The sequence below is a fragment of the Pseudomonas sp. R3.Fl genome (genome assembly GCF_023516765.1).
Taxonomy (GTDB): domain Bacteria; phylum Pseudomonadota; class Gammaproteobacteria; order Pseudomonadales; family Pseudomonadaceae; genus Pseudomonas; species Pseudomonas citronellolis.
In genome coordinates this window covers 5881250-5906967 of sequence record NZ_JAMGSO010000001.1, presented here as the reverse complement: position 1 = coordinate 5906967, position 25718 = coordinate 5881250, and the positions used below count along the sequence as shown (strand labels likewise).

23 protein-coding genes and 2 pseudogenes are annotated in these 25718 nt (G+C 61.2%); 10 read left to right on the top strand and 15 right to left on the bottom strand.

Going from position 1 to position 25718, the window contains the following annotated elements; all coding sequences use genetic code 11:
• Positions 1–29: 29 nt before the first annotated feature.
• Complete coding sequence (locus M8R19_RS26105) at positions 30–1232, bottom strand: ISL3 family transposase (protein WP_249916914.1); 1203 nt, start codon at positions 1230–1232, stop codon at positions 30–32.
• Positions 1233–1457: 225 nt separating this feature from the next.
• A complete protein-coding gene (locus tag M8R19_RS26100) occupies positions 1458–2189 on the bottom strand; it encodes a TetR/AcrR family transcriptional regulator (protein WP_058490387.1) in 732 nt (243 codons plus the stop codon).
• Positions 2190–2367: 178 nt separating this feature from the next.
• Between M8R19_RS26100 and M8R19_RS26095 the strand changes: the two genes are divergently transcribed.
• Positions 2368–3999 carry an ATP-dependent acyl-CoA ligase gene (locus tag M8R19_RS26095; protein WP_058490392.1) on the top strand — a complete coding sequence of 544 codons (1632 nt, stop codon included), beginning with the start codon at positions 2368–2370 and terminating at the stop codon, positions 3997–3999.
• 153 nt (positions 4000–4152) lie between these two features.
• On the opposite strand, the gene M8R19_RS26090 is transcribed toward M8R19_RS26095, so the two are convergent.
• Positions 4153–4953, bottom strand: coding sequence for an SDR family NAD(P)-dependent oxidoreductase (locus tag M8R19_RS26090; RefSeq protein ID WP_058490394.1), 801 nt, complete (start codon positions 4951–4953; stop codon positions 4153–4155).
• 106 nt (positions 4954–5059) lie between these two features.
• On the opposite strand from M8R19_RS26090, the gene M8R19_RS26085 reads away from it, so the two are divergent.
• Positions 5060–5800, top strand: coding sequence for a DUF2889 domain-containing protein (locus M8R19_RS26085; protein ID WP_058490395.1), 741 nt, complete (start codon positions 5060–5062; stop codon positions 5798–5800).
• 254 nt (positions 5801–6054) lie between these two features.
• Here the strand turns inward: M8R19_RS26085 and M8R19_RS26080 are convergent, their stop codons facing one another.
• The 4 genes from M8R19_RS26080 to M8R19_RS26065 form a co-directional block, all read right to left on the bottom strand.
• The gene (locus M8R19_RS26080; protein WP_058490396.1) at positions 6055–6630 is read right to left on the bottom strand and encodes an aromatic-ring-hydroxylating dioxygenase subunit beta; all 576 of its coding nucleotides are present in this window, start codon (positions 6628–6630) and stop codon (positions 6055–6057) included.
• Between the two features lie 45 nt (positions 6631–6675).
• Entirely contained in the window at positions 6676–8076 is a 1401-nt protein-coding gene (locus M8R19_RS26075; protein WP_058490397.1) for an aromatic ring-hydroxylating dioxygenase subunit alpha, read from the bottom strand.
• 138 nt (positions 8077–8214) lie between these two features.
• A complete protein-coding gene (locus M8R19_RS26070) occupies positions 8215–9216 on the bottom strand; it encodes a fumarylacetoacetate hydrolase family protein (protein ID WP_058490401.1) in 1002 nt (333 codons plus the stop codon).
• A gap of 43 nt (positions 9217–9259) precedes the next feature.
• Positions 9260–9961, bottom strand: coding sequence for an SDR family NAD(P)-dependent oxidoreductase (locus tag M8R19_RS26065; protein ID WP_058490403.1), 702 nt, complete (start codon positions 9959–9961; stop codon positions 9260–9262).
• Between the two features lie 137 nt (positions 9962–10098).
• Here M8R19_RS26065 and M8R19_RS26060 point away from each other — a divergent pair, with 137 nt between their 5' ends.
• Entirely contained in the window at positions 10099–10497 is a 399-nt protein-coding gene (locus M8R19_RS26060) for a Zn-ribbon domain-containing OB-fold protein (protein WP_058490405.1), read from the top strand.
• On the top strand, positions 10494–11687 hold the full coding sequence (locus M8R19_RS26055) for a thiolase family protein (RefSeq protein ID WP_370686639.1): 1194 nt from the start codon (positions 10494–10496) through the stop codon (positions 11685–11687). Before M8R19_RS26060 ends, M8R19_RS26055 begins: the two co-directional genes overlap by 4 nt.
• A gap of 20 nt (positions 11688–11707) precedes the next feature.
• On the opposite strand, the gene M8R19_RS26050 is transcribed toward M8R19_RS26055, so the two are convergent.
• From M8R19_RS26050 to M8R19_RS33525, 8 genes and pseudogenes are all read right to left on the bottom strand, one after another.
• Positions 11708–12499: an IclR family transcriptional regulator gene (locus tag M8R19_RS26050; RefSeq protein ID WP_058490410.1), complete on the bottom strand. Its 792-nt coding sequence runs from the start codon at positions 12497–12499 to the stop codon at positions 11708–11710.
• 79 nt (positions 12500–12578) lie between these two features.
• Positions 12579–14201, bottom strand: coding sequence for an MFS transporter (locus tag M8R19_RS26045; RefSeq protein ID WP_116424775.1), 1623 nt, complete (start codon positions 14199–14201; stop codon positions 12579–12581).
• Positions 14198–15082 carry a fumarylacetoacetate hydrolase family protein gene (locus tag M8R19_RS26040; protein WP_058490414.1) on the bottom strand — a complete coding sequence of 295 codons (885 nt, stop codon included), beginning with the start codon at positions 15080–15082 and terminating at the stop codon, positions 14198–14200. Before M8R19_RS26040 ends, M8R19_RS26045 begins: the two co-directional genes overlap by 4 nt.
• Before the next feature lie 2 nt (positions 15083–15084).
• On the bottom strand, positions 15085–16029 hold the full coding sequence (locus M8R19_RS26035) for a VOC family protein (protein WP_058490415.1): 945 nt from the start codon (positions 16027–16029) through the stop codon (positions 15085–15087).
• 48 nt (positions 16030–16077) lie between these two features.
• Positions 16078–16839, bottom strand: a complete 762-nt coding sequence (locus tag M8R19_RS26030) for an SDR family NAD(P)-dependent oxidoreductase (protein WP_058490417.1) — start codon at positions 16837–16839, stop codon at positions 16078–16080.
• 44 nt (positions 16840–16883) lie between these two features.
• Positions 16884–17114 (bottom strand): ferredoxin, encoded by a 231-nt coding sequence (locus M8R19_RS26025; RefSeq protein ID WP_058490419.1) that lies wholly within the window; start codon positions 17112–17114, stop codon positions 16884–16886.
• A 203-nt stretch (positions 17115–17317) separates the two neighbouring features.
• A pseudogene (locus M8R19_RS33530) lies at positions 17318–17833 on the bottom strand (methyl-accepting chemotaxis protein); the annotation flags it as partial.
• A gap of 426 nt (positions 17834–18259) precedes the next feature.
• Positions 18260–18409, bottom strand: a pseudogene (locus M8R19_RS33525) (hypothetical protein); the annotation flags it as partial.
• 749 nt (positions 18410–19158) lie between these two features.
• Between M8R19_RS33525 and M8R19_RS26015 the strand changes: the two are divergent.
• From M8R19_RS26015 to M8R19_RS25990, 6 genes are all read left to right on the top strand, one after another.
• Positions 19159–20427, top strand: coding sequence for an MFS transporter (locus M8R19_RS26015; RefSeq protein ID WP_058490422.1), 1269 nt, complete (start codon positions 19159–19161; stop codon positions 20425–20427).
• Positions 20428–20449: 22 nt separating this feature from the next.
• On the top strand, positions 20450–20770 hold the full coding sequence (locus tag M8R19_RS26010; protein WP_058490423.1) for a 2Fe-2S iron-sulfur cluster-binding protein: 321 nt from the start codon (positions 20450–20452) through the stop codon (positions 20768–20770).
• A 13-nt stretch (positions 20771–20783) separates the two neighbouring features.
• Positions 20784–22019, top strand: a complete 1236-nt coding sequence (locus M8R19_RS26005; protein WP_058490424.1) for an NAD(P)/FAD-dependent oxidoreductase — start codon at positions 20784–20786, stop codon at positions 22017–22019.
• Positions 22020–22130: 111 nt separating this feature from the next.
• The gene (locus M8R19_RS26000; RefSeq protein ID WP_058490425.1) at positions 22131–23306 is read left to right on the top strand and encodes an MFS transporter; all 1176 of its coding nucleotides are present in this window, start codon (positions 22131–22133) and stop codon (positions 23304–23306) included.
• Between the two features lie 312 nt (positions 23307–23618).
• Positions 23619–25016, top strand: coding sequence for an aromatic ring-hydroxylating dioxygenase subunit alpha (locus M8R19_RS25995; protein ID WP_058490427.1), 1398 nt, complete (start codon positions 23619–23621; stop codon positions 25014–25016).
• A gap of 72 nt (positions 25017–25088) precedes the next feature.
• A complete protein-coding gene (locus M8R19_RS25990; protein WP_058490429.1) occupies positions 25089–25664 on the top strand; it encodes an aromatic-ring-hydroxylating dioxygenase subunit beta in 576 nt (191 codons plus the stop codon).
• The last annotated feature ends 54 nt before the right edge of the window (positions 25665–25718 follow it).

The following is a 25718-nucleotide window of genomic DNA, read 5'->3' as shown; positions in this document are numbered from 1 at the left end:
AGGAGGAATGGGTAAGGAAAAAAAAAGGTTCATCGCGCTTTCCCGGGGAAGGCGGCCTTGATTTTCAGGAAAAAGTAGGCGGAGTCCCTGAAGCCATAGGCCATGCGCTTGATCACCTTGATGCGGTTGTTTACCCCTTCCAGCAGGCTGGTGTGCATGGGGAAGCGAGCGCTGGCCAGGATGCCTCGGACGTATTTGCGCAGATTGCGAGCGAAGCGTTGCAGCGGGGCCAGGCCACTGTCCCTGGCGTGGCGCAACCAGTCCCGCCAGCGGCGCCAACCCTCCCGCACGCTGGGGGCGTACCAGATTTCCTTGAGCGTATCCTTGAGCACGTAGACCGTGGCCAGTGGCTGGTTGGCCTCGAGGATTTCCTGCAACTGCACGGCTTGCTGATCCTTGAGGTTTTCGCGATTGCGCAGCAGCAACCAACGACTCTGCTTGATTACCTTGCGTGCCGCTTTGTCCTGGCGTAGCGCGTTGGCCTGATCGACACGGATGCGGTCGATCACCTCCCGGCCATAGCGAGCCACCACGTGGAATAGGTCGTAGACCACTTCGGCACGGGGGCAATGCTGTTTTACTTCCAGATCGAAGGCGGTGTTCATGTCCATCGCCACGGCCTCGATTTGCTGGCAGCGCTCACCGAGCAGTTCGAAGAACGGCTGAATCGCCTCGCGGCTGTTGCCATGCCCGACCCACAGCACGCGTGTCCGCTGCGCATCCATGATCACGGTGGCGTAACGATGTCCTTTGTGAAGAGCGAACTCGTCCATCACCAGACGGCGAACGTCACCCGGCTCGAAAGCACCGACTGCGGCCTCTAGACGACGTTTGTCGAGCTGCTTGAGCGTGTGCCAATGCAGACCGACGAGGCGACTGACGTGACTGATGGGCAGTAATTGCAGCAAAGCCTCGAGCCAGATGCGCAAGCGCTGGGTCAAGCGCGACGCTGGCTCCAGCCAGTCGATCCGCTCGGTCACCCGACCACAGCGCAGGCAGTCGACGCGGCGCACCGGCAGTTGGAGCAGGACGCGCTGGTCGAACAGATCGCGATCACGCACCCGGCGAATCCGCCGTTCGTGGATTAATGGACTGGCCTGACCGCAGCGCCCGCATTTGGGGACAGCGCTGGCGTGAGGCTTGAGCTCGATCAGCAGGGTGCTGTCGGCAGATGGGTGGCAGGCGATGACTTCGTAGCCTGGCCAGAAAGCAGCAAGATCAATAGGATGCACGGCGACAGCAGGGGGTGGGGGTTGGTTCGTTTGGCGACTGCCAATCTACCCGCTTCCCTGACTGTCAATCCGCTCTTTCCCCAGACTCCGCGAAGAACCAAAAAAAAGGGGGGAGACGAGATCGGATGGGAAGGGTGCGACTGAGTGAGGGCGGGGCTAAAGCAGAGAGGACGGGAGAGAGGAAGGAGCCAGCCACCCCCTAGCAGAGGGTGGCGGCAAGGTCGATCAGCGGCGAGAGCGCGAGGTGGAGCCGACAGTCAAGGCAACGACGAGTTTCCGTACACGTACCGGCAAGAGACGACGACTAACCCCCTCGGGCACGAGCACTTCGCTCAGGACATAGCGAATGATCATTTCGCAGACCAGCTCCCGGTCGATCTTGATGCCTAGCCGGGCATCCCACTCATCGAACACGATCCCCAGCAGATCCTGAAAGCGCACGATGGAATCATGGAATATCCGTCGGAAGAAACCCAGGGCATAGTCAGGCGCCACCACGAGCAAGCGTCGGGCGCGGCTCTGCTCAAGGTAATTATCGAGGTAGGTAATCAGCGCATTCAAACGCGCGTCGGGGTCGGCAATATCCCCCAGCGCCAAGGCCAGCGACTCATGGAAGCTGTCCCGTTTGTGGCGGGAGAAGGTATCCAGCAAGTCCTCCTGGGAGGAGAAGTAGCGATAGAACGTCCCCCGGGACACCCCAGCCACCTGGCAAACATCCAGGATCGATATCCGATCTGCGCCGGAGCGCAGCACCACCTCCTCGGTGGCAGACAGGATATTCGTAACGGTCTCCTCGGAGCGCTTATTGGGCCTTACCTTGCCATTCACCGACGAGGCAACACCATTTTTCTGAACAGGCCTTTTCGTGACGGTAGCAGGCTTCTCCGCAGGACTGGCATTCTTTCTGGCGAGCTTGTCACTCGCGCCCTTGCTCGATCTGGTGGCTTTCGAAGTCATTGACAAGGATTCTCAGCGGCTAAATAAGAGCAACACTACCACAAGATATAGGCAGTATCAGCAAAACCTGTTCAAATTTTAACTGAAGACATCTGTAAAATTTGAATCTAGAATGGCATTCTCTCTTCAAAATAAAATCGCTTGCCCGCACCAGGGCAGGCCCTAAGGAGATCGAGACATGAGCGGCACTGGCCATCCGGACACCTGGTCCATGGGGGAACGAGACACTGTTATCGCAGCGCTTGAACGAGCGGTAGCAAAGCATCCAGACCGAGTCCTATTGGATTTCAGCGGAAAGTTATACACATATTCTGAAGTCGACTCGATTTCCACCCGCATGGCCCATGCGCTCTCGAACCTCGGCGTGCTACCAGGCGAGACCGTGCTGACAATGCTGGACAACAACATCGACGCTGTCGTGTGCTGGCTGGCGATCAACAAGCTGCGTGCAGTTAGCGTTCCGATCAACACCGCGCTCAAAGGCGAGTTCCTCCGTCACCAGATCGCTGACACCGGAACCCATCTGGTCATCTGCGAAGCGGACTACCTGACACGCATCACTCCGCTGGCCGAGCAGCTCACTAACGTCACCCGGATTCTCTGTCGCGGTGACTTCATTGCTCCCAAGAACTGCCGCATTCCTATCGCCGCCTTGGACGAACACCGTGGCAACGACGACACCCCTCTGAGCGTCAAACCGGAAGCTTCCGACCTGGCTTGTCTGATCTATACCTCTGGCACCACCGGCCCCTCAAAGGGCTGCATGATCAGTTACAACTTCATGTGCAATCTGGCGCGCCTACAGCTGCGAGCCGGTCCGGCCAACGAAAACGACGTAACCATCACGCCCCTGCCGCTGTTCCACATGAACGCCCTGTGCGTCAGCATCATCGCCAGCATCCTCGTTGGTGCACGGGCAGCGATCCTACCGCGCTTCTCGGTCTCCAACTTTTGGCAGGAAGTCGAGCGTTCCGGCGCTACTATTGCCTCCATCCTCGGCGGAATGGGTGGCCTGCTAGCTCAGGCCCCTGACAACGAGGCGATGAAACGCTGCTATGGTCAGATCCATACTGCTCGCGGCAACCCCTATACCGAGGAAACCAAGAAAATCTGGCGCGAACGCTTCGGCAGCAAACTGGTCGGCGGAAATGGCTATGGCCTCACCGAGGCTTGCGTAGTCACTTCTCTGGCCGCCGGCGAATACGCAGCGCCTGGCTCGTCCGGCAAACGCATCCCAGACTTCGACGTGCGGATCGTCGATGACAACGACCAAGAACTGCCCGCCAACACTCCCGGCGAAATCGTCGTCCGCCCATTACGTCCGGACATCATGTTCCAGGGCTACTGGAATCGCCCCGCAGATACCCTGAAGCTGATGCGCAACATGTGGTTCCACACCGGCGACGTCGGCAAGTTCGACGACGAAGGCTTCTTCTATTTCGTCGATCGCAAGAAGGATTACCTGCGCCGCCGTGGCGAAAATATCTCCAGCTTCGAGATGGAAGCCGCCTTCGCTGTGCACCCGGCCCTGGCCGAGGTTGCCGTGCATGCCGTGCCGTCCGACAAGGGCGAGGACGACGTCAAGGTGACCGCAGTGCTACATGAAGGGGCCTGCCTGACTCCGGAAGAGCTGTTCCACTGGGCTGTCGAGTCAGTCCCTTATTACGCCCTGCCCCGCTACATCGAGTTCCGCACCAACCTGCCGAAGAACCCCCAGGGCCGCGTGCTGAAGTATGAGCTGCGCGACGAAGGCAAGACAGCCGACACCTGGGACCTGGAAGACACTGATATCAAGATCGCCAAGCGCTGACCCGCCATGCAGCCCCGGCCTCACTTTCTGACTGGCCGGGGCTCGCTATCCTTCCTCGCGATGGAACTAGTGTGCACCTCACCCTGATCTTGCGACCTCGCCCCGTGTTACAGAAGAAAGCGCGGTGGCAATAGCCGCGCTCGATGCCTCCCGTCAGTATTCGCGCACAGGTACGGTGGCCGGTCGGGAATTGTAGCCAGGGAGGTGCAGCCCGCCATCGACATGGAGAGTCTCGCCGGTGACGAAGCGCGACATCTCAGAAGCCAGAAATACCACTACTGGCCCAATATCTTCCTCCGGCTCCCCGCAACGCCCCAACGGGCGTAGAGCGGCGGAACGCTCGGCAAACCCCGGGCTCTCCGCCGCCAGCTTATGGAAGGTTGCCCCCATGGCGGTAGGCGCAATGGCGTTCACGCGGATGTTGAAACGCCCCCACTCCGAGGCCGCACTGCGGGTCAAACCGACGACACCAGCCTTCGCTGCGTTGTAGTCGCCATGCAGCCAAGCACCGACCTCGGTGTCGATGGAGTAGAAGTTGATGATCTTGCCGCCGCCGCGCACGCGCATGTGCGGCAGTGCAGCCTTCATCGACCACCAAGCGGCCCACAAGGTGGAGTCGAGGGTCCGAGCCAGCATCTCGTCGGTCTTCTCCTCCAGTAGCACATTGGGCGTGGGGGCGAACGCATTGTTGACCAGAATATCCAGCCCTCCGAAACGCTCCACTGCCACCTGGATAGCCGCCTCAATATCCACCTTGCTGGTCACGTCGGTTCTGATGAAAACCGCGCGCGCGCCAAGCGCCAGCAACTCGCCCTCCACAGCCTTGCCAGAGGCCTCGTCCAGCTCGGCTATCACTACCGCGGCGCCGGCCTTGGCAAAGCTCAACGCCACGCCGCGACCAATACCGCCACCAGCGCCAGTTACCAGCGCTATCTGCTCTTGCAATAGCTTCATAACGAATTCCTTCTTGTTTTTAGATGAACACTTTTGCGTATACTGTTCAAATATACTTCAATCCGCAAGATCAGGCACCTGCGGAAACCAGCGCAAGGAAAAAACGATGACCAGCATGTTCCGCCGCCGAGTGGAAATCGTCTCTACGCCACAGGATGCCATGCGAGAGATACGGGCTACTCTTGAGGACGACTTCCATCACTTCCGCGTCTGGCTACACCATAGTGACGGCATCGTACGGGAGATTGGCGGGGAGGCCTTGCGCTACCCCTACTCCGCCTGCCCACAAGCAACCGATCAGTTGGAGCAACTGATCGGCATGCCACTCAGCCATATCGCCCATACAGTGACCCGGCAGACCGATGCCCAGCATCAATGCACACACCTGCTAGACCTTGCCGGCCTGGCCATCGCCAATGCGGCCCGCGGAACGCTCCGCCGATGCTACGATGTCCAAGTACCGGACCGCGTCAACGAACGCACGACACCGGTACTGCTTCGTGATGGGAGGCTCCTGCTGAGCTGGGAGGTACGAGGCTCGATCATCGAAGGGCCAGCGCCCTACTGCGGGGTAAATCTGCGCGAAGGAATGGCTCGCTGGGCCCTTAGCCATCTTCCCGAAGAAGATGCGGAAGCTGCGCTATTGCTACGCAGGTGCACCCAGATTTCACTGGGCCGCCAGCATCCACTGGACTCCCAGGTCCATGCATCCAGCACCAGTCTCTGCTATAGCCAGCAACCGGCACGGGCTGCGCAAGCCCTACGGATCAAGGGTTCAACTTGGGATTTCAGCGACACGGCAGCACATCTATGCTCGGGCGACCAAGACTGGCTGGCCGGAGAATAACCAGCCAGCCACTGATGCCAACTCACCAGCCCCCTTCCCCTTAGGGGAAGGGGGTGAGCCAAACCGGATGAAACAAAACTCCGACACAACATGACGCTGGCTTCGGCAGATAACGTGCGCTCCGAAAACGTCAGCACGCCCACCAAGAGAGGGCCAACATGAAAAAAACCTGTACCGGTATAACTCGCCCCGGCACCGAGGCCCACAACGGAATTAGGCCTCCCTTCAAAGAAGGGAGCGCCATGGTAGGGTCGTCAGAGGAACACGGCGAGGTTCGGCGTGCCCAACACGGCCTGATCAAGAATGACCTCGCGGCACGCCAGCTTGAAGCCCTCATCAGTCAAACGCAACACATCCCGGCGCTCACCACTTATGATGTCGACATGGTGGTCCTTGAAGCGATTGCGGGTCAACAGCAAGTAACTGGTCACCACGAACTCGTTGGACTTTTCGGTCTCCTCGACGAAGACGTTGGTCACCAGGCGCCGGGTGCGCGAGGGCGGATCCTCCGCCCACGCGCTCTTGCCGGACAGCCGCAGAATTCGCCCCATGATCGAACGGTAGTCGTCATGGTAATGCTGCACGGTACGCACGATGGTGGTGGACAATTCCGACTGCAGGCGGGTGTGGCGAAGCGGTACGGTATAGACGAGGTCTGGAGCCAAGCGTGCACCCCATTCCTGCAGACGGATCTGATCCAACAGGGTCGCCTCCTCATAGAGGAAGGTCACCACCTGGTTGTAGATATCCGAACCTACCGGGACGCGCTTGATACCGACGGGCGACCCCGGCTGGATCTGATCGACGCCGCGCTCTTGTACTTGGGCCATGTGTAACTCCTGAAATGTGTGGTTTTGCCTGGAACGACGCGACGATCAGCTCTCCGCCGTCATCAGTTCATGCCAGTACAACCACCAATGCCACTGGGTGTCGTCCTTGGTGAAGCCCTCGTTGACGATGCCCGGCCCTGGCCAGCCCGCAGGCGCGCCGGTCTCATAGCAGGCTTGGTACTTGAGGGTCATCTGGCGGCCCATCGCCCCCTTGGCAGCCAGGGTCATGTGCGGCCAGGTATCGGAGTCATCCTGCTCGACCATCCCGGAGGTACCGAATAGCTGGATAGTCTGCCTGAGCATCTTCTCGCGCAGTTCTGCTGGTGCGTCCTTCTCGGCGAAGATCCAGTTGACGAACTCGAGCTTGTCGGGCCCCTGAGGCACGTATGCGTGCATGGTCATGGAGCCAACCACCGATCCATCCGGCTGCGGGATATAGACGAACCCGAACAGTATGTTCGGGAACATCCCACCAACCTGCGGTGGCATGCTAGTCAGTACCTCAAGCTGCTCCTCACTGAGATTGCGCGCCAACTGCTCAACCATTTCACGCGTCATCCCGGCCGGCGGCAAGGCGTTCAGCTTCTCCTGCACCGACAGTTCCGCAGGGTCGAGACCGGTAAGGCGTTTGATTTTGCGGGCTAGGTCAATGCAGCGAAGAGCATGGCCGTGCGGCGAACTGACCTCCACACCGATCATCTCCGGACTGAGGTCGGCGCCTTCACCTTCACCGTCGCCTTTCTTCGCATAGTTACCGACCTCGCCCAGCCAGCGGTGCAGTGTCAAGGTATGGAAGCCATCGGCGGCGGACTGCTCACCAGCAGTCTTCCAGTTGGCATTGACAATGAAACGCTGCGGCGGACCGAGCACTTCCATGCCCTTGTCAGAACGGCAGAACAGCATGTCATAGTACCACTTGGCATCGCCGAGGAACTCATCGAAGGAGGGACCATCGACGTTCCAGGTGGCGAAGATCAACCCGCCATAGAGCGTGACCCGAGCCTTCTTCAGGCCAAGCGCCTCCTTGGGTAACATCTTGCCATGCATACATTCGCGCTCCACCGGCGAGCCGATGAAGTCACCGTTGGGACGGAACGCCCAGCCGTGGTAGATGCACTTGTGGATTTGCGTATTGCCGCAGTCGGCGGTGCTGATGCGCATGCCGCGGTGGGGGCAGACGTTGAGGTTTACATAAACCTCGCCATCCTTTCCACGGGCGACGATCACTGAGTCGGAGCCCATGTCGCGCACAACGAAGTCGCCGGAGTTGGGAATCTCGGACTCATGGCCGAGGAACACCCAGATCTTGCCGAAGATCTTCTCCATCTCCAGCTCGTAGATCTCGCGGTCCGACAGCACGCGCATCTGTACTTCGCGGGTATCGGGGAAGATAAGGTCGGAAACCTTGGTTCCGTCGGACAATACAGGGCTTGTTCTTGTTAGCATGATTGCCTCCTGATCAGGGCACTACGGCGAATGAAAGCCTCGGCAGAATATAAGACACTTTTAACCAAAATGTACACATAAAGCGCAAAGCAACGCTCTGGGATATCACGTGCCAACAGAGCTGCGGCTTGAGACATATCAGCCCCCCCCTTGCTCCGCGCGCCCCACCCGGGTGCGCAGCACACCAATACCCTCCACCGCCAGTTCGACCAAATCGCCAGACTTCAGATAGCGCAACTGCTCCAGGCCACAGCCGTTGCCGACCGTGCCGGAGCCGAGGAACTCCCCGGGATAGAGCGTTTCCGAACGCGACACATGGGCGATGACGTCCTCGAAGGACCAGCGCATCTCACGAGTGTTGCCACGCCCCCACTCCTCGCCGTTCACCTTCGCGACCATCTCCAGATCGTAGGGGTCGCCCAACTCATCAGCCGTCACCAGGCATGGCCCCATGATGTTCGCCGTGTCGAAGTCCTTGCTCTTGGCAGGGCCGAGCATGCCGGGCATCTCCGCAGCCTGGGCGTCGCGGGCGCTCATGTCGTTGAAGATGGTGTAACCGACGATGTGCGAGCGGGCCGCATCGCGACTGATGTCCTTACCACGCTTGCCGATGTAGCAACCGAACTCCAGCTCGAAGTCCAGCGCCTTGCTGAAGCTCGGCCACTGGAATTCGTCGTCAATACCGATGACCGCGAAGCGGTTGCATTTGTAGTAGATGGGTTGGCGGTTGAAGGTTTCGATGACGCGCTCGTCGGCACGCGTATTCATCGCCTTGAGCGTAGCCTCCGGGTCTGGCGTTCGCAGTGCACGGGCCCGGCGTGCTGCGGCAAAGCTCTGCCGCAGGTGTAGCTCGAAACAGGAGCAATCGCGCATCTGCGGCGGTGGCTGAATCGGTGCGTGCAGCTTCACCGCCGCCCGGGCACGCACGGCTCTTGCAGGAACCTGCTCCACCATCGAACGGGCAAGAGCCAAGCCCTCCTCCCCGGCCTCGACCAGCGCCAGCACGCTGACCAACTCGGGACGCTCGCTTCCGTATCGGGCCTGGCAGGCGGCCTGTAGGTCCAGGACGATCTGGTCGTTCTCCAGCAAGGCCCCGGCACGCGCAAACCCGTTGCCGTCGGTAAAGGTTACCAATCTCATGACTTTTGTACTCCAGTCGAAGAGCAGCAGAAGGCCACGGGCGTCATACCCGACCAGCCACAGGCAGGCAGGCTCCCGTAATGGGTGTGGCATCGTCCGAGAGCAGGAATGCAATTACTCTGGCCAAAGCCTCCGGCGTTACCCAGCGACTGGCATCGGAGTCCGGCATGTCTGCGCGATTCGCTGGAGTGTCGATGATGCTTGGCAGTACCGCATTGACGGTGACCCCACGATCTTTGAGCTCTTCAGCCAGTGTTTCAGTGAGGCGTGCCACCCCGGATTTGGAGGCGGCATACGCGCCCATGCCCAGGCCCGCCTTCAGGGACGCCAGAGCGCCAATGTTCACGATGCGTCCGGACTCGGCAGCAAGCAAATAGGGCAGCGCAGCCTGGCTGCTCACCAGAGCCGTACGAAGGTTGATCTGATACAGGCGATCCCACGTATCCAGAGCGCCATCCTCGAAGGATTCCCAGGCGAACCCACCAGCGACGTTGATTAGGCCGTCGAGGTGTCCGAAGCGCTCCACCACCCGGGCCACGGCAAGCCGCGCCGACTCGGTAGAGGTCAGGTCGACGCCGCCCAAGGGCAGAACCCCAGAAACATCGCCCAGACTAGCTGGAATTTCGGCGCGATCGAGCAGAGCAACCTGCGCACCGCGCTCCAGCAGCAGGCGACCAACGGCCCCGCCGAGAGCACCGAACCCGCCGGTGACGATGATTGTCTTGTCTTGCAAAGGCCGGGACATGGCAAAAGGATCCTCTTGTTGTTAGATAGCGAGCTATGTGGTTAGCGTATAACCCGGCATAAATATATGACACTTCTAGAAAATATGTGCAATTATTAGAGCACATACATCCAAGCCAGTGCTCGCAGGTTCCGCGAATGACCAGAAAACTGCCCGCCCTCAACGCCGACAACCGCGCCTTCTGGCAGGGTGGCGAGCACGACCAGCTGTTGATCCACCATTGTCAGGGCTGCGCACACTATTTCCACCCGCCCGGGCCAATCTGCCCCCGCTGCGCGAGCCGGGAGGTCGCACCTCGCGCGGTGTCAGGAAGAGGCAAGGTGCTGAGCTACACCCTCAACTACCAGCCTTGGGTCGCCGACCTGGAAGTACCCTACGTCGTCGCCATTATCGAGCTGGTCGAGCAGCAGGGCCTGCGTTTCGTCAGCAATGTAATTGGGATGGACCCGCTCCAAGTGCGGATCGACATGCTGGTACGGGTCAGCTTCCTCCACATCGAGGATGTCTGGCTCCCTCTGTTTGAGAAGGATCAATGATGCCCCCTCATCGCTACGAAAAAGAGGTCGCTATCACCGGCATCGGCCAGTCCGAGGTGGCCCGGCCGTCTAGCAAGTCAGCTATGCACCTGACCCTCGATGCCTGCCTGGAAGCAATTGCCGATGCAGGCCTTGAGCGCCATGACATCGATGGCGTCGCCTGCTGGCCGGGCGACAACAACAATGGCGATCCCTTCTCGCCAGTCGGCCCCAGCGCCCTGAAAAGCGCCCTAGGGTTGAACGTCAACTGGTTTGGCGCCGGCTACGAGGGGCCTGGCCCTCTGGCCGGGGTGATCAACGGGGCAATGGCCATCGCCGCCGGTCTTTGCCGCCACGTCCTGGTATTCCGAACCATCACCGAGGCCACGGCGCGCCTGCACAACAGGCAGGCAGGAGCGCTGACCAACAAGACCCAAGGGCGCGATAGTAGCTACGCTTGGCAATGGCTGACGCCCTTCAATGTCATGTCCGGCATCAACCTGATGGCACTTTATGCGCAGCGCCATTTCCACGAATACGGCACCCGCCCCGAACAACTCGCGCAGATCGCATTGACCTGCCGACGCAATGCTGCACGTAATCCCAAGGCCATCTACCGCACGCCGATGACGATGGACGATTACCTGCACTCGCGGATGATTTCCACCCCCCTGCGCATGTACGACTGTGATGTGCACTGCGATGCATCCACCGCCATCGTCCTATCGCGCCGCGATGCTGCGCGGGACACGCGCAATGCTCCTATTCGTATAGAGGCCATCGGGGCCGCGCTGAACCAACCGTGGTCCTGGGATCAGATCTCGCTGACTGAGATGGCAGCCTTCGACGTTGCCCGGATGATGTGGGCGCGCACCGACTACACGCCAGCTGATGTCGGCTCGGCTCAACTCTACGACGGCTTTTCGATCCTCACCATGATCTGGCTGGAAGCCCTGGGTCTGTGCCCGGTGGGACAAAGCGGCGCCTTTGTTGAAGGCGGTGCGAGGATCGCCCTGGACGGCGGGCTGCCACTCAATACCAACGGTGGCCAACTGTCCGGTGGACGCACCCACGGCCTGGGCTATGTCCACGAAGCCTGTCTGCAGTTATGGGGACGCGCGGAAGGACGCCAGACTGCACCACATTCCCTCTCTGTGGTGGCCGCCGGCGGCGGCCCATTGGGCGGCAGCCTGCTGCTGGCCTGCGACTGACGCGGTCACCAGCCAAGAGATCAGAACAGAATACCCGCCAGTGAGGTACAGAACTCGATGAGCTCGGCGGCCAGTTCACCAACCCCCTCGTCGTCTCGCTGGCCGCGGAACATCACGGCGGAGACAGTGAAATCGATTGCGCCCTCAGGGGAATACACCGGCGCAGCGACCGCCTGGATGCCAACCGAGAAATACCCATCGTCCACCGCCCAACCCCGTTCCGCGGCTAGGTGAACTTCCTCGCGATAGGTCTCGATTGGCAAGTGGCGCGCCCAGCGTATCCGATGGTAGATATCCTCGAATGCCGGCGTGTCCAGGTCCAGCTGGGTCGAGAACAGCCGACCGCTGGCCCCCATCAGCATCGGAAAGCGCTGCCCCTCGGCCATGTCAATGCGCACATCGGCAGGACTGGCCGCCGAGCTAACGATGACGATGCGATCCTCCCCCATGCGCCGCCAAAGGGTGATAGTTACCTGCATGCGCGCGGCGAACTCCTGCAGCAGCGGCTTAACCAATTGCACACGCTGCCCTTGGGTAACCAGTTGCCCAACTAGGCGGGCCAATCCCAGGCCGGCCGAATAGCGCTTGGACATCGGGTTGAAATCGATCACATCCTCCATGGCCAAGGTACGCAGGATGTTGAAGCAGGTGCTGGGGTTGATCGACAGGCGCCGAGCAATGTCCACCGAACGCTCCGGCGCCCCGCTCTGGCTCAAATGACGGAGTATGCGAATCGCGTTGGCGACCGGTTTCACCGTGACGCTGGAGCCCTTGCGACTATTGCCAACCTCCGTGAGCTCTGGGCTTTCCATAGGCGTGCTCTCTATTATTTTCTATCGATCAATTCTATAACGAGAACACTATTGACTAGCAAATTTAATATAGAGATTTCTAGAAGCCCTCTACCGGTGCTTGATTGACATAGCGTCGGGTCGATCGGCCCTCGCGAAAAGGCGAAAGTGGTACTGCCTGCGCTTCGTCCCCCTGGGTCATGCGTCCGCACTGGCGCAGGTAATCCAGCCACGACTCGACGATGAAGCGCTCGACGTAGCGGTTGGACTCCTCCAGATCACGGTACAGGCACCAATTCCGCGCACCATTACGCCGTCGCGTCTGGCCGACGGCATAGACCACACGCAGAAACGCCTCACGCCCGGCAGCATCCACCCGGTAGCCGACTTCGATGCACACCGGCCCGTCGCCGTGGGCGACGCCCTCAGTGACCAGCATCGGCTTGTCCGTTTGCTGGGCATCGGCGAAGTCAGCTTCGCGGCCCATCTCGATCGCCCCACCACGAGTCAGGAACAAGCCCAGGAAGATGCTCGATGCCGATAGCAGCAGACTTTGCTGCAACCCCAGATATTGCGCGAGAGCCCCCCACAGGGCGCCACCAAGGGCCATTGAGCCCATCAGCACCAGGAGGTAAACCGAGGCGACACGGGCTCGCACCCAGTTCGCAGCATAAGTCTGTACCACGGTGGAAATGGTCGCGTTCACCGCCATCCAGCCCATGCCGGCCAGCAGGAGCGTGGCACAGATCACCACCTGGCTGCGCGACAGCGCCGCCGCCAGGGTCGCCACAGCAAAGGCGAGCGCCCCGGCGTCGATCAACCGCCGCAGGGCAAAACGGCGATAGATGCTGGTCAGACCGAGCGCAGCGAGGACCGCCCCAGCCCCCATAAACGCCATCAGCAGCCCATAGCCACCGGCGTCCATGCGCAGCTCCTCCTTGGCTACCAGCGGCATCAGTGCCCATAACGCGCTGGCGCAACTGGTGAACACGAATACCCGCTTGAGCGCGCTAGACAGAACCGTCGAGTGGCGGATGTAGCGCAGGCCGCTGCGCATGCCGCCGACTAAGGTTTCAGGTGGCAAGCCGTCGGCATGGACGCGAGCCGGCAGACGGAAGATGAATACGAGCACTGCAGCCATGCATAGTGCGATGACCAGGAATACTGCGGCGCTGGTCCACCAGACGATCAGTGCGCCGGCCAGAGCCGGCCCCAGGGCCCGAGTGGCATTAACGGAAATACCATTGAGAGAGACCGCCGCCGGCACCTGCTCACGTGGAATGACTCCGACCACCGTCACCATCCAGGCCGCCATACCCAAGGCGCTACCGACCCCCAGCAGGAACGTGAACAGCAGCAGCGACCAGGCCTCCAGCAGTTCCCCCCAATCCAGCAGGCAGAGCGCTGCGGCCGCCACCAAGATGACCGCCTGGGTGAGAAGCAACAAACGGCGTGGATCCATGCGGTCAGCGAGCACCCCGCCCGGCAAAGCGAACAGGAAGACAGGCAGGGTAATGGCCGTCTGTACCAGGGAAACCATCAGGGGTGATGCTGATAGCTGGGTCATGATCCAGGCTGCCCCCACGGTCTGCATCCAGATCGCCAGGTTGGCGACCGCACAGGCCAGCCAAAGGCCGACGAACAGGCCATGACGCAACGGCGCCCAAAACGAGGAGTGTTCCGCCACTGCCAAAGCAGAGTTGGCCTGCCTGTCCATACTCATTCGCCGTCAGGCCTGCCCAGCCGCCCGGCACTTCGCGCAGCAGACAGTATACGCCGGGGACCAACACGGTTGCGCAGCTCGCCGATCCCGTCGATGCGCGCCTCGACCAAATCACCCGGCGCAAGGAAGCGACCATCCTCCATGCCCACACCGTGAGTCGAGCCGGTGAACACCAGGTCGCCCGGCCGCAAGCTAATACGCGCATCAAGATAATCGAGCAATTCGTCCACCGGGAAGATCATCTGCCGAGTATTGTCCCGCTGACGCGGTTCACCGTTGACCTCTAGGCCCATCTCCAACTCAGGCTGTCCGGTGCCGCCCAATTCGTCGAGAGTGACGATCCAGGGACCGATCGGTGTAGTGCGATCCATGGCTTTCTGAGTTAGCAGGTCGAGGCGACCGATACGCCTCCCCGCGTCCCGCGCACTGACGTCATTGCCGACCGTGTAGCCGAGTAGACAAGCACTGGCCAGCGCTTCCTCGCCTAGCGGCCGGGCAACCACAGCGACCAACTCGACCTCATAGTCGAGCTGTCCGGTCAGGGCCGGATAGGCTATTTCGTCGTACGCGCCAACCAGCGCGGAATCCGGCTTCAAGTAGGCCAGCGGATGAGCCGGAGGCGAACTGCCAAGACGCTCAAGATGGCTGCGATAGTTCAAGCCCACGCCAAAAACACGCGCCCCCGGCTCCAAGGGCGGCAGCAAGCGGCACGCCGACAGCGCAAGGCAGTCATCATCGAGTCCCAGGTTGATCATCCCCCCCTGCCCGATCACCTGCGCCCAGGCAGCGAATGGCTCGCGAATGCGGCGAAGGCGCTGCAGATCCGAATCGAGCAATGCCCAGAATACCTCACCGGCTACCTCAACCCTCGCCAGGCGCATGCTCAGCGCTTCTTGCCGGCTAGGTACTCGGCGTCCAGCACTTCCTCGGGGGTACGCACGCTCGGTCCAAGGATCGGACCAACCATCTCATGGCCCCATAAACTCAGGGTCTCGGGGTTGAGCTCATAGGGATCGCCCTGCCACGGCTCAATCTCAGCTATGGTCTCGAAGGCAAAGCCGGACGGTGTGAAGTGGTAGAAGGACAGATGCGGATCCTGGCTGTGCTGGCCAAGGGTCATCATCATCGGCAGTTCGCGCTTGCGCACGATATCGTAGGTTTCACCCACATCACGCACATTGCGCACGAACAGGCCGACATGCTGCACCCCCATGCGCCCTGGACCGTGGCCGTAGGCGATGTCGTGGCTGGTATGGTTGTTCAGCTTGGCGCGGAAGAAGCCGGTTCGGCCCTTGCCGGCGCCGGCTCCGTACCAGTGGAAACCCATCACATCGAGCAGGAAATGCTCCAACTCCGGAGTGTATTCCGGAGTGATCACCACTACGTGCCCAGCACCACGTTCATCGGCCAGGAAGCCGGTATGCGGACGACCGGGAATGAAAGAGCGTGGCGTCCACTTCTGTCCGTAGAACAGTTCGTACTGGTAGCCCACCGGGTCGCGGAAACGTACTACTTCACGCACTCCACGTAGCTCGCAGAACGCCGTATCGCCTCTCACGAACTCCACTCCCGCAGCCTCGAGCTTCCTCAGACCAGCCTCGAAAGCCATACGTCCGACCGCCTCCCAACCGATATAGGCAAGGCGATCCACCTTGCCAGGGTGAAAGGCAAAGCGGTGCCGCCGGTCGTCGATCCTGAAATACAACGACGCCAGATCGCTGTCCGGCGACTTGCCAATGCCGAAACCCATGACCTGCGGGCCATATTCGCGCCAGGCGTCAAGGCTCGCGGTCTCGAACCCCATGTAGCCGATGCCGATGATATCCATGCCTTCACCTTCTTGTTCGAATGTCTTGGGAGGAACGGCTATGCCTAGCTAGATAGCCAGCAGACCGCCATCGATGACGAAATCAGATCCGGTCACGAAGGAGGCCTCGCCGGATGCCAGGAATAGGGCCAGGGCGACCACTTCCTCGGGTTCGCCAGGGCGGTCCATCAGGACACCATCGAGAAGCGCCGCTCGCGCCACCGGATTTTCCAGAAACTCCAAGGTCCCTGGGGTAGCGACGAAGCCAGGGCTGAGACTAACGGCGCGAATCCCCAGGGGAGCCCCTTCGACAGCCAGTTGCCGAGTAAAGGACACAACCGCCCCCTTCGCTGCGGCATGTGCGGAAATTCCCGCGACCTTGGAGCCACCCCAGGCTGCCGTGGAAGAAACATTGATAATGACTCCACGCCGCGCAGCCAGATGGCCCCAGGCGTACTTAGTGGTATAAAACAGCAGGTCGATCTCGTTGCGAATGGTGTAATGCCAATCCTCGACAGACAGTTCATTGACCTTGCCGAAGCGTGCCGCCGATGCGTTGTTGTACAGGATATCAATGCCACCATGCTCAACCACAGCCGCCTCGACCCAGGCCCTGGCCTGCTCATAGTCACCGAGGTCGACGGGCGCTCGACCATGCAGACGAAGTCCCTGGGCGCTCAGCAGAGCGGCGGTTTCCTCGTGTGCTGCACCATTGAGGTCGCAGCCCACGACGATAGCGCCCTCACGGGCGAAGCGCAGCGCCGCCGCCCTACCCTGGCCACCGCCAGTTCCGGTGATCAGCGCGACCTTACCTTCAAGACGCCCAGTCATTGCATTCTCCATTTCTTGTTCTGATTTTCTCAGATCGGATACCGCTATTGCCCCTCAGGCTTGATCTCTTCGAGCCAGATGGCTTCGGCCGGGCAAGCTTCGGCGCCCTCTCGTGCCTCGTCTTCCAGTTCGACGGGAACAGCCTTGTTATCGACGTAAACCAAACCATCGGCATCCAGCTTGTAGATGCTGGGACAGATCGCAGCACAAAGACCGTAGCCACAGCAGCGGCTGCGCTCGACCACAACCTCGAATCGGGCCTTGTCGGAACTCATCTTATTCTCCTTATCCAAGCAGGCGCAAAAATAATGAACACTTTTCTTAAATTTGTAAATAAAAGCCCAGTACGCTTCCAAAAACCAAAGTCATCTCGCCTCGAATAGCTGCGACCTATCCCCCCAGACCGCTCAAAACCGGCTAACTACCGCCGATCCGCCGGTAACAGAAAGGCAAACGCAATCGATGCTCCCGCACAGGATCAGACCAAGGTGCAGTCGGCCGCCTCCGACTCTCCCTGAAAGCGGAAGCGACCTACCGCCAGGGTCAACTCCTCGGAGAGCCCTCGCAACGAAATAACGGCACTGGAGACACTATGAGCAATCGCATCCCCCTCTCCAGCCATGCGCGCAATGCGCTCGACATTCAGAGCCACGTCCCGTCCACCGACATTCTGCACGCGGACCGCATCGGCAATCTGTTCCACGCCACGAGTGGAATCCCCCACCAATTCCGCCGCCTGCTGTAACGTGGACTCCAGGTCAGCCAGCAGCCTGCTGCTGTCCTCCAGCGCCACAGTGCCAGCACGCAAGGCTTCGTCCACCACCTCAGACTGCCCTTCCAACTTCGAGGTCAGCTCGTTGATCGAGTTGGCCGCTAGGGCGGAACGCTGCGCCAGACTGCGCACCTCGTCCGCCACCACGCTGAATCCACGCCCACTTTCGCCGGCGCGCGCGGCTTCGATAGCCGCATTGAGGGCCAGCAGGTTTGTTTGGGCCGACAGGTCCTTGACCTGAGTAATGCTCGCAGTGATGGCCGTGGTGCTTTCCACGAAGTCGCTTACCGATCCCCGTATTTCTGAGAACGCGTGACGCACGCTGTCGATATTCTCGAGCAAGCGTGACAGCGCCAGATGACCATTCTCCGCCCCGTGCAGGCTCGCCTCCGCCGAACTGCGCAAGCTTTCCGCATGACTGGAAATAGTCGCTATACCGTCGCTCATCTGCCCGATAATGAGCGATACCGAGGCCACAGCATCGACCTGCGCAGTGGAGCTCTCAGCCACCTGTGCGGAGGCCTCCACCAACTGTTCCGCTGAAGTGCCAACCGAAATTGCCACATTGGTGACCTGCCACATTGCCTGCTGGAAACTGTCAATCAGCTCGTTGAAAGCCTGCGCAGTATGGGCTATCTCGTCACGCCCCATTACCCGCACACGGAGGGTCAGGTCGCCATCGCGCAACCTAACGGAAGCTTGCTCAATTTCCCGAATGGCTCGAACAATCTGTCGACGCAGCAGCAGACTGACAAACAGAGCTAGAGCGCTAGCCGCAACGAGGACAACAATCAGCATCCTGGACAACTGCCGCTGCAGATCGCCAGCCTCGATGAAGGCATTGGAGGTCAACTCCGCCTGCAACCCCAGCAACCGGTTGAACTGCCCCTGCAAACCGTTGTATTCGGCACGCATTCGCCCCAGCAACGCCGCCGCCTGCAACTGATCGTCAACGGCCGTGCGTTTGAAGTCAGACAAGCCTTCACCGACCACCCCAGCCTGCTCTTCCACGGCTCGATAGAGGGTTTTCTCCTCGCCGCCCAGGCGGGTCTCCTGAGCCAGCTTGCCCATCCCTGTATGCATGTCATCGATACTGTCCTGCATATCCTCGAGATAGGACTCGAGCTCCTCCCTGGAGGCCGAGCCATTCGACTCGAGGATTCGCACTACCACAGCATAGGCGCCCACCATCGCCGCTTGCGAAGCCGAGGAGGTTTCGAGCACCTGGCGATACTGATGGAAACGCAGGTGGTCGATTTCCTCAATCACTGCCTGCTGCTTGAGCAGCCCCCTATAGGCCATCCCCGACACGATCAGTAGTGACAGCACGAACAACCCTGGCAGCACGAGAAGCTTGGCGCCGATCGAAAGCCCTCTCAGAAACATCATGGCACTCACCGTTCTTGTTGTTATGGAAGATAGCTGGACAGGCACGCTGCCCCGCCATACTATTTGCACAGTATTCACGTTTATGTACATAACATCAAATAAGACGCCTTGCCTGCTCGAGACCCCGGCCCTACAAAACCAATAAAGGACGCCAAACCATGCCTACCGCCCGAAACGAAGCGGCTATTGACTTCACCGAGTTCAAACGGGGATGGCGCATCCTGCTACTGTCCGTGGTTGGGGTTGCTGTCAGCATCAATGCTGCCCTGCTCTACGGGTTCGGTACCCTGGTAGTGCCGCTGGAAGCGGCATTCGGGTGGAACAAGAGCGAACTTCAGGCGGCGATCACTTTCCTCTTCGGTGGCGCAGTAATCTCGCTGCAGCTGGTTGGCTGGTTCAACTTGCGCTACGGCATGAAGCAGGTGACAGTCATCTCGCTGATCCTGCTGTCTCTGGGCTACCTAGGCACCACTCAGCTGAACGGGTCGATCTGGTCGCTATACCTAGCTTTCGCTGTCCTGCCTTTGATCGGCATGGGAGCGCTGGCGGTAACCTGGACCCAGTTACTCAGCCTCTGGTACGACCGCAATCGCGGGCTGGCCCTGGCTATCGGCCTGTCCGGTACCGGCTTGACCGCGGCGGTCGTCCCGCGCCTGATGTCCTGGAGCATCGAGCAATGGGACTGGCGCGCAGCCTTCGTTCTTCTCGCCCTGCTCAACTTGCTGCTGCTATTACCGCTGACCCTGCTTTGGTTCAAGCTTTCCGACAGAGCCGGCCAACGCGCGCAGGGCGACACCAGTACCCTGCTAGAACTGCCCGGCCTGAGCTTCCGTGAAGGCATGTACTCGACCAAGTTCTGGACCTGCAACCTGGCCCTGGCGCTTGTGATTTCCTCTATCGTCGGCATGGTCACCAGCACCGTCCCCATGTTGCAGACCAAAGGCCTGCCAGCCGCAGAGGCAAACCTGATCTTCAGTGGCTTCGGCATTGCCCTGATCTTTGGCCGCATGCTCATCGGCTACCTGCTCGACCGCCTCTGGCCACCAATGGTGGCCGCCATCAGCCTGGCGTTGCCGGCCATCGGCTGCCTGGTCTACCTCGGCGGCACCACAGAGTTCGCTCCGCTACTGCTGGCCGCCGTGCTGGTGGGTTTCGGCGCCGGTGCCGAGTTCGACATCGCCGCCTTCCTGGTCGCACGCTACTTCGGCCTGCGCGAGTACGGCCGCCTGTTCGGTGTACACCAGGGTCTGAATACCGTGGCATCAGCCCTCGCGCCACTGTTGTTCGCCTTCCTTCTCAGCCGCACCGGAGGCTATTCGGCAATGCTGGTCTATTCCCTTGCCTGCAGCTTGATCGGCCCCCTGTTGCTACTGACTCTGGGCAGCGCTCCCCGCTTCGTCTCGACGCCGATCGCGTCCCACCCCTGACCCGACACCCAAGGAGAAGACCATGCCCACACTGACCTTCATTGAGCACAACGGCACCGAGCACAAGGTGATCGGGGATATCGGCCAATCGGTAATGCAGGCCGCCACCTTCGCTTCGATACCCGGCATCCCGGCAGATTGCGGTGGTGCCTGTGCCTGCGCCACCTGCCATGCCTATGTCGACGAAGCCTGGCTGGCACGTTTGCCTGCGCCGGAGAGCACCGAAAACGACATGCTCGACTGCGCCTTCGAGCGCCGCGACAACAGCCGCCTGACCTGCCAGGTATTCATCAGCGAAGAACTCGACGGCCTAGTGCTGCACCTGCCTGCATCGCAATTCTGAAGAAGAGGTCCTTATGTCACTTGCCTCAGTAGTCATCGTCGGCGCCGGACAGGCCGGTTTTCAGATCGCGGCCTCGCTGCGCCAAGAAGGATATGACGGCACTATCACTCTGATCGGTGACGAGCCGGGCCTCCCGTACCAGCGGCCACCGCTGTCTAAGGCCTACCTGCTTGGCAAGATCAACGAGAACGCTCTTCTATTCCGTCCAGCCGAGTTTTTCACCACCCAGCGCATCGACCTTCGCCACGACCAAGCTACCGCCATCGACAGGCAGAACCGTCGGGTTCTGCTAGCCTCCGGCGAGGCGGTCTCCTACGATCATCTGGTCCTCGCCACCGGAGCCCATAACCGCCCACTGCCGGTCCCCGGTGCCGAACTGCAGGGCGTATTCGGCGTCAAGACCAAACAGGATGCCGACGCCCTAGCCCCGCTGGTGAAGGAAATCCGCAACGTTGTGGTAGTCGGTGCCGGCTTCATCGGCCTGGAGTTCGCCGCAGTGGCCGCCGAACAGGGTGCCAGCGTGCACGTCTTGGAGCTCGGCGACCGCCCGATGGCACGCGCCGTCTCAGCGGAGATGTCCCAGTTGTTCCGCCAAGCACATGAGGCCTGGGGGGTAAAGTTCGATTTCCGCCAGGGCCTGACCCGGATCGAAGGCAATGCCGGCCGAGTCAGTGGTGTGCAGACTTCGGATGGACGCCTGCTGCCGGCCGACCTGGTGGTCTTCGGTATTGGCGTGATCCCCAACACCCAACTGGCCAGCGAGGCTGGCCTAACCATCGAAAACGGCATCCGCGTTGACGCCAACCTGCTGACCTCCGATCCGCACATCTCCGCCATCGGTGACGTCGCCTGCTTCCCTTGCCTGCAGAACGGCGAACAACCGACCCGCCTGGAATCCGTACAGAACGCCGTCGACCAGGCGCGCAACGTGGCAACGCGACTGCTTGGCAAATCGGCACCCTACGCCGCACTGCCCTGGTTCTGGACCGATCAGGGCAACCTCAAGCTGCAGATCGCCGGGCTTTCCACCGGCTACGACAGCACAGTGACCCTCGGCTCGACGGAAACCCAGCAGCTCTCTGTGCTGTGTTTCCGCGACGACCAATTGATCGCGGTGGAATCCTGCAACCGACCGGGCGACCACATGGCCGCGCGCAAGATTCTCTCCCGCCCGCCGCAGCTGAGCGCCGCCGAGGCCGCCGCCGAAGGCTTCGAGCTCAAGGCCTGGGAAGCCGCCAACCGCGACTGAACGACCGCCGCCGCGCCCACCGCAGGGCGCGGCTTCGGCCAGCGCCACGGCCAATCCCGCTCCCTGCCGAACGAGCCTGCACCGACTGCCGTCCGCTCAAGGCGACACCTGATGAACGCCCGTAGCCAATCGCTTTCCACCGGCCTGTCGATCGTCTCGATCGTCTGCTTCAACTTCGCCTCCTACATCGCCAACGGACTCCCCCTTGCCGTGTTGCCCGGCCATGTCCTGAATACCCTCGGATTCAGCAGCGCCATGGTTGGCCTGGTGATCGGCATGCAGTACCTGACGACCCTGCTGTCGCGCCCACTGGCTGGCCTGCTTGCCGACACCCATGGCGCCAAACGCACGGTGATGACCGGACTAGCCGTGCTGACCGGCAGCGGCCTGCTGACGGCTCTGGCGATCATCCTGCCGCTGCCCCCGGGGGCCGGCCTGGCGCTGCTGCTCACCGGGCGCATCCTCCAGGGCATCTCTTCGGCTCTGATCTCGACACCCTGCTGCACCTGGGCCATTGGCCTGCATGGCACGACACGTACCGCACAGGTGATGTCCTGGAATGGCATCGCCGCCTATGGCGGAACCGCCCTCGGCGCGCCGCTCGGCGTTCTAGTACGGGACCAGCTGGGGCTTGCCGGCATCGGTATCGGCATCACCCTGCTCGGCTTGCTGCCCCTGCTGTTCGCCCGGAGCCGACCGCCGGCCCCGTTGCTGCCGGGCATACGCCTGCCATTCCACTGCGTGTTCCTCGCCGTGCTGCCCAACGGCCTGGCCATCGCCTGCAGCTCGGTGGGCTTCGGCAGCCTGACCGCCTTCGTCGCCCTGTACTTCGACAGCCGGGGCTGGAACAACGCGGCCTATTGCCTGAGCGCCTTCGGCATCGCCTTCATCTGCGCCCGGCTGGCATCGCCCAACGCGCTGCCACGCTTCGGCGGCTACCGGGTGGTCGCGCTCTGCCTGACGGTACAAACCCTTGGGCTGCTGCTCGTTTGGCTGGCACCTACGCCCCTGGTGGCGATCCTCGGCTCGGCGCTGACCGGCCTGGGGGTGTCCTGGGTCTATCCGGGGCTGGGGGTGGAAACCCTGGCGCGCACGCCGGAGAGCAACCGTAATTCGGCCCTGAGCACACTGTCGCTGTTCTTCGACCTGGCCGTAGGGCTGGCCGGCCCACTGATGGGCCTGGTGGCCGCGCATTTCGGTCTGCCATGGATTTTCTTCTGCTCAGCCCTGCTCTCGACCCTCGGCCTTACCCTGGTGCTGTACCTGCGCCAGCGCCCCGGCCAGTGAAGAGTGGGGCGCTGGCGGTCGAAGCATAACTGAACAATTTCAATAATATTGCCCATACAAATCGATACCTGCATTCTGCAACCAGCGCCCCGGCCGCCGGCAAACCCGCCACACCCTACTCCACAAGCCCCATTCCATAGATCTGAAAGGCTGCCCAACGGGAGCAGCAACGTGCCTGACCGGTGGTTTCCGGCCCTGAGCAGCCGTTGACTCAGATCAATTAAAAAGCCCTCCACGGGGCAGATAATCGGCTCGCAAATGAACAAAAAACTATTTTTTGTTCATATTAAACAACAAGAGCGAAGACCGACTATGACCAGCACTACCAACCCGGCGCTGAGCGACGGCACGAGGATTTCGGACCTGATCGACCTGGAAAAACATGAAGTGAAGATGCGGACGCTGTCCGACCCCGAGCTTTATACCCTTGAAATGAAGAAAATCTTCGCCAGGACCTGGGTCTTCCTTGGCCACGAAACCGAGATTCCGAACAAGGGCGACTTCGTCGTCCGCGACATGGGCTCTGACTCGGTGATCGTCGCCCGCTCCAGCGACGAGCAGATCCATGTCTCGCTGAACGTCTGCCCGCACCGAGGCATGAAGATCTCCACCGTCGATGGCGGCAACGCCGCCGCCCATGTGTGCATCTACCATGGCTGGACCTTCCGCCCCAACGGCGACTTCATCGCCGCGCCGGTGGAAAAGGAGTGCATGCACGGCAAGATGCGCACGAAGGCCGAACTCGGCCTGCACAAGGCCCGCGTGTCCGTCTATGGCGGCCTAATCTTCGCCACCTGGAACATCGACGGCCAGTCCTTCGAGGACTTCCTCGGCGATGCCAAATGGTATTTCGACACGCTCTGGTGCCGCACCACCGCCGGCATGGAAGTGCTCGGCCCACCACAGCGCTTCATCATCCGCGCCAACTGGAAGACCGCCTGCGAGCAATCCGCCTCGGACGGTTTCCACACCCTGACCCTGCACCGCTGGCTGGGCGAGGTCGGCCCCTATGCGAAGAAGCCGGATGCCGAAGGCAAGGGCGGCGACCTCAGCCCGGAAATGTACGGCGTCGAAGTCTGGACCGAACACGGCCATACCATGCGCTGCATCGAACTGGACCGCAAGATCCAGCGCCTCACCGGACGCGACCCGTCCACCATGAGCGCCGAGGAAAAACTCACCCTACTGCCACCACCGGGCATCACCCGGGAAATGGTCCCGGAGCTGCTCAAGCGCTTCAGCCCCGAGCAGTTGCACGTCATGAGCTGGCGCCCGCCGCAGGTGGGCAACTTCTTCCCCAATGGCCTGTTCGAGTTCATCTACCTGCCTCAGCCGGACGGCACCGTGCTCGGCGCCATGGCCCTGCACGCCTATATCCCCAAGGGGCCGGACAAGCTGGAATTCGTCAACTGGATCCTCGCCGAGAAGGACACCCCGCCGGAAATCAAGGCGCGCATGCTGCGCCAGTCGATCCAACTGCTCGGCACCTCCGGCATGGTCGAACAGGACGACTCCGACACCTGGCCACACATGACCCTGGCGGCCAAGGGAGCGATGAGCGAGGACATCACCCTCAAGTATCAGGCCTTGTACGAAGACGACACCAAGCCTGCCGACTGGCCCGGCCCCGGTTATGTCGGCGAGGGCTTCACCAAGGACGATACCCAGTGGCAGTGGTGGAAATACTGGCACGCGCTGATGACGGCCTGACCCCCAATCCTCGTACACCCTGCCCGGCTGCGCAGCGCAGCCGATGGCACGCACAGCCTCACGGAGATCGCCATGAACGACCTACAGACCCTGCTCGCCCCCACGCCCCTGCCGCCGACCGATCGCAGCAAGCGCATCTCCAGCGGCAGCCCGCTGCATAGCGAAATCGTCGACTTCCTCTACGACGAAGCGGAGTTGCTGGACACCCTGCAACTCAAACAGTGGAGCGAAACCCTGACCCTGGATATCGAGTACAACGCCCCGGCGCGCCTCACCCGTCCCAACCGCCAGCAACAGCAGACCGTGGTGCGCAACGTCCAGCACCTGCATGAGAGCCATGGCTCGCTGATGGTGCGCATCATGCGCATCACCGACACCCGCAGCGCCTGGGGCGAGGACCCGCCCTCGCGCACCCGGCGCCTGGTCAGCAACGTCCGCGTGTTCGGCACCGACAAGGCCGACGAATACAAGGTACTGAGCTACCTGCTGGTGACCCGCAGCCGCTTCGACTTCGACGACTTCGACCTGATCCCCTGCGAACGCCACGACATCCTGCGCCGCGAGAACGGCCAACTGAAACTGGCGCGGCGCGAAATCCTGCTGGACCAGGCGGTGATCGGCACCCCGAACCTCGGCATTTTCCTTTGATCGACCCGACAGAAGTATAGGCCGCAGCCGCTGCGGCCAACCACGGAGAACGAC

What these genes read in the sequence shown, in the direction of transcription:
- M8R19_RS26065 (WP_058490403.1), bottom strand. Translation starts at nt 9,961, where the DNA reads ATGTCCCGGCCTTTGCAAGACAAGACAATCATCGTCACCGGCGGGTTC.
- M8R19_RS26005 (WP_058490424.1), top strand. Translation starts at nt 20,784, where the DNA reads ATGTCACTTGCCTCAGTAGTCATCGTCGGCGCCGGACAGGCCGGTTTT.
- M8R19_RS26015 (WP_058490422.1), top strand. Translation starts at nt 19,159, where the DNA reads ATGCCTACCGCCCGAAACGAAGCGGCTATTGACTTCACCGAGTTCAAA.
- M8R19_RS25995 (WP_058490427.1), top strand. Translation starts at nt 23,619, where the DNA reads ATGACCAGCACTACCAACCCGGCGCTGAGCGACGGCACGAGGATTTCG.
- M8R19_RS26095 (WP_058490392.1), top strand. Translation starts at nt 2,368, where the DNA reads ATGAGCGGCACTGGCCATCCGGACACCTGGTCCATGGGGGAACGAGAC.
- M8R19_RS26060 (WP_058490405.1), top strand. Translation starts at nt 10,099, where the DNA reads ATGACCAGAAAACTGCCCGCCCTCAACGCCGACAACCGCGCCTTCTGG.
- M8R19_RS26035 (WP_058490415.1), bottom strand. Translation starts at nt 16,029, where the DNA reads ATGGATATCATCGGCATCGGCTACATGGGGTTCGAGACCGCGAGCCTT.
- M8R19_RS26080 (WP_058490396.1), bottom strand. Translation starts at nt 6,630, where the DNA reads ATGGCCCAAGTACAAGAGCGCGGCGTCGATCAGATCCAGCCGGGGTCG.
- M8R19_RS26025 (WP_058490419.1), bottom strand. Translation starts at nt 17,114, where the DNA reads ATGAGTTCCGACAAGGCCCGATTCGAGGTTGTGGTCGAGCGCAGCCGC.
- M8R19_RS26050 (WP_058490410.1), bottom strand. Translation starts at nt 12,499, where the DNA reads ATGGAAAGCCCAGAGCTCACGGAGGTTGGCAATAGTCGCAAGGGCTCC.
- M8R19_RS26000 (WP_058490425.1), top strand. Translation starts at nt 22,131, where the DNA reads ATGAACGCCCGTAGCCAATCGCTTTCCACCGGCCTGTCGATCGTCTCG.
- M8R19_RS26070 (WP_058490401.1), bottom strand. Translation starts at nt 9,216, where the DNA reads ATGAGATTGGTAACCTTTACCGACGGCAACGGGTTTGCGCGTGCCGGG.
- M8R19_RS26010 (WP_058490423.1), top strand. Translation starts at nt 20,450, where the DNA reads ATGCCCACACTGACCTTCATTGAGCACAACGGCACCGAGCACAAGGTG.
- M8R19_RS26085 (WP_058490395.1), top strand. Translation starts at nt 5,060, where the DNA reads ATGACCAGCATGTTCCGCCGCCGAGTGGAAATCGTCTCTACGCCACAG.
- M8R19_RS26075 (WP_058490397.1), bottom strand. Translation starts at nt 8,076, where the DNA reads ATGCTAACAAGAACAAGCCCTGTATTGTCCGACGGAACCAAGGTTTCC.
- M8R19_RS26030 (WP_058490417.1), bottom strand. Translation starts at nt 16,839, where the DNA reads ATGACTGGGCGTCTTGAAGGTAAGGTCGCGCTGATCACCGGAACTGGC.
- M8R19_RS25990 (WP_058490429.1), top strand. Translation starts at nt 25,089, where the DNA reads ATGAACGACCTACAGACCCTGCTCGCCCCCACGCCCCTGCCGCCGACC.
- M8R19_RS26090 (WP_058490394.1), bottom strand. Translation starts at nt 4,953, where the DNA reads ATGAAGCTATTGCAAGAGCAGATAGCGCTGGTAACTGGCGCTGGTGGC.
- M8R19_RS26055 (WP_370686639.1), top strand. Translation starts at nt 10,494, where the DNA reads ATGATGCCCCCTCATCGCTACGAAAAAGAGGTCGCTATCACCGGCATC.
- M8R19_RS26100 (WP_058490387.1), bottom strand. Translation starts at nt 2,189, where the DNA reads ATGACTTCGAAAGCCACCAGATCGAGCAAGGGCGCGAGTGACAAGCTC.
- M8R19_RS26045 (WP_116424775.1), bottom strand. Translation starts at nt 14,201, where the DNA reads ATGAGTATGGACAGGCAGGCCAACTCTGCTTTGGCAGTGGCGGAACAC.
- M8R19_RS26040 (WP_058490414.1), bottom strand. Translation starts at nt 15,082, where the DNA reads ATGCGCCTGGCGAGGGTTGAGGTAGCCGGTGAGGTATTCTGGGCATTG.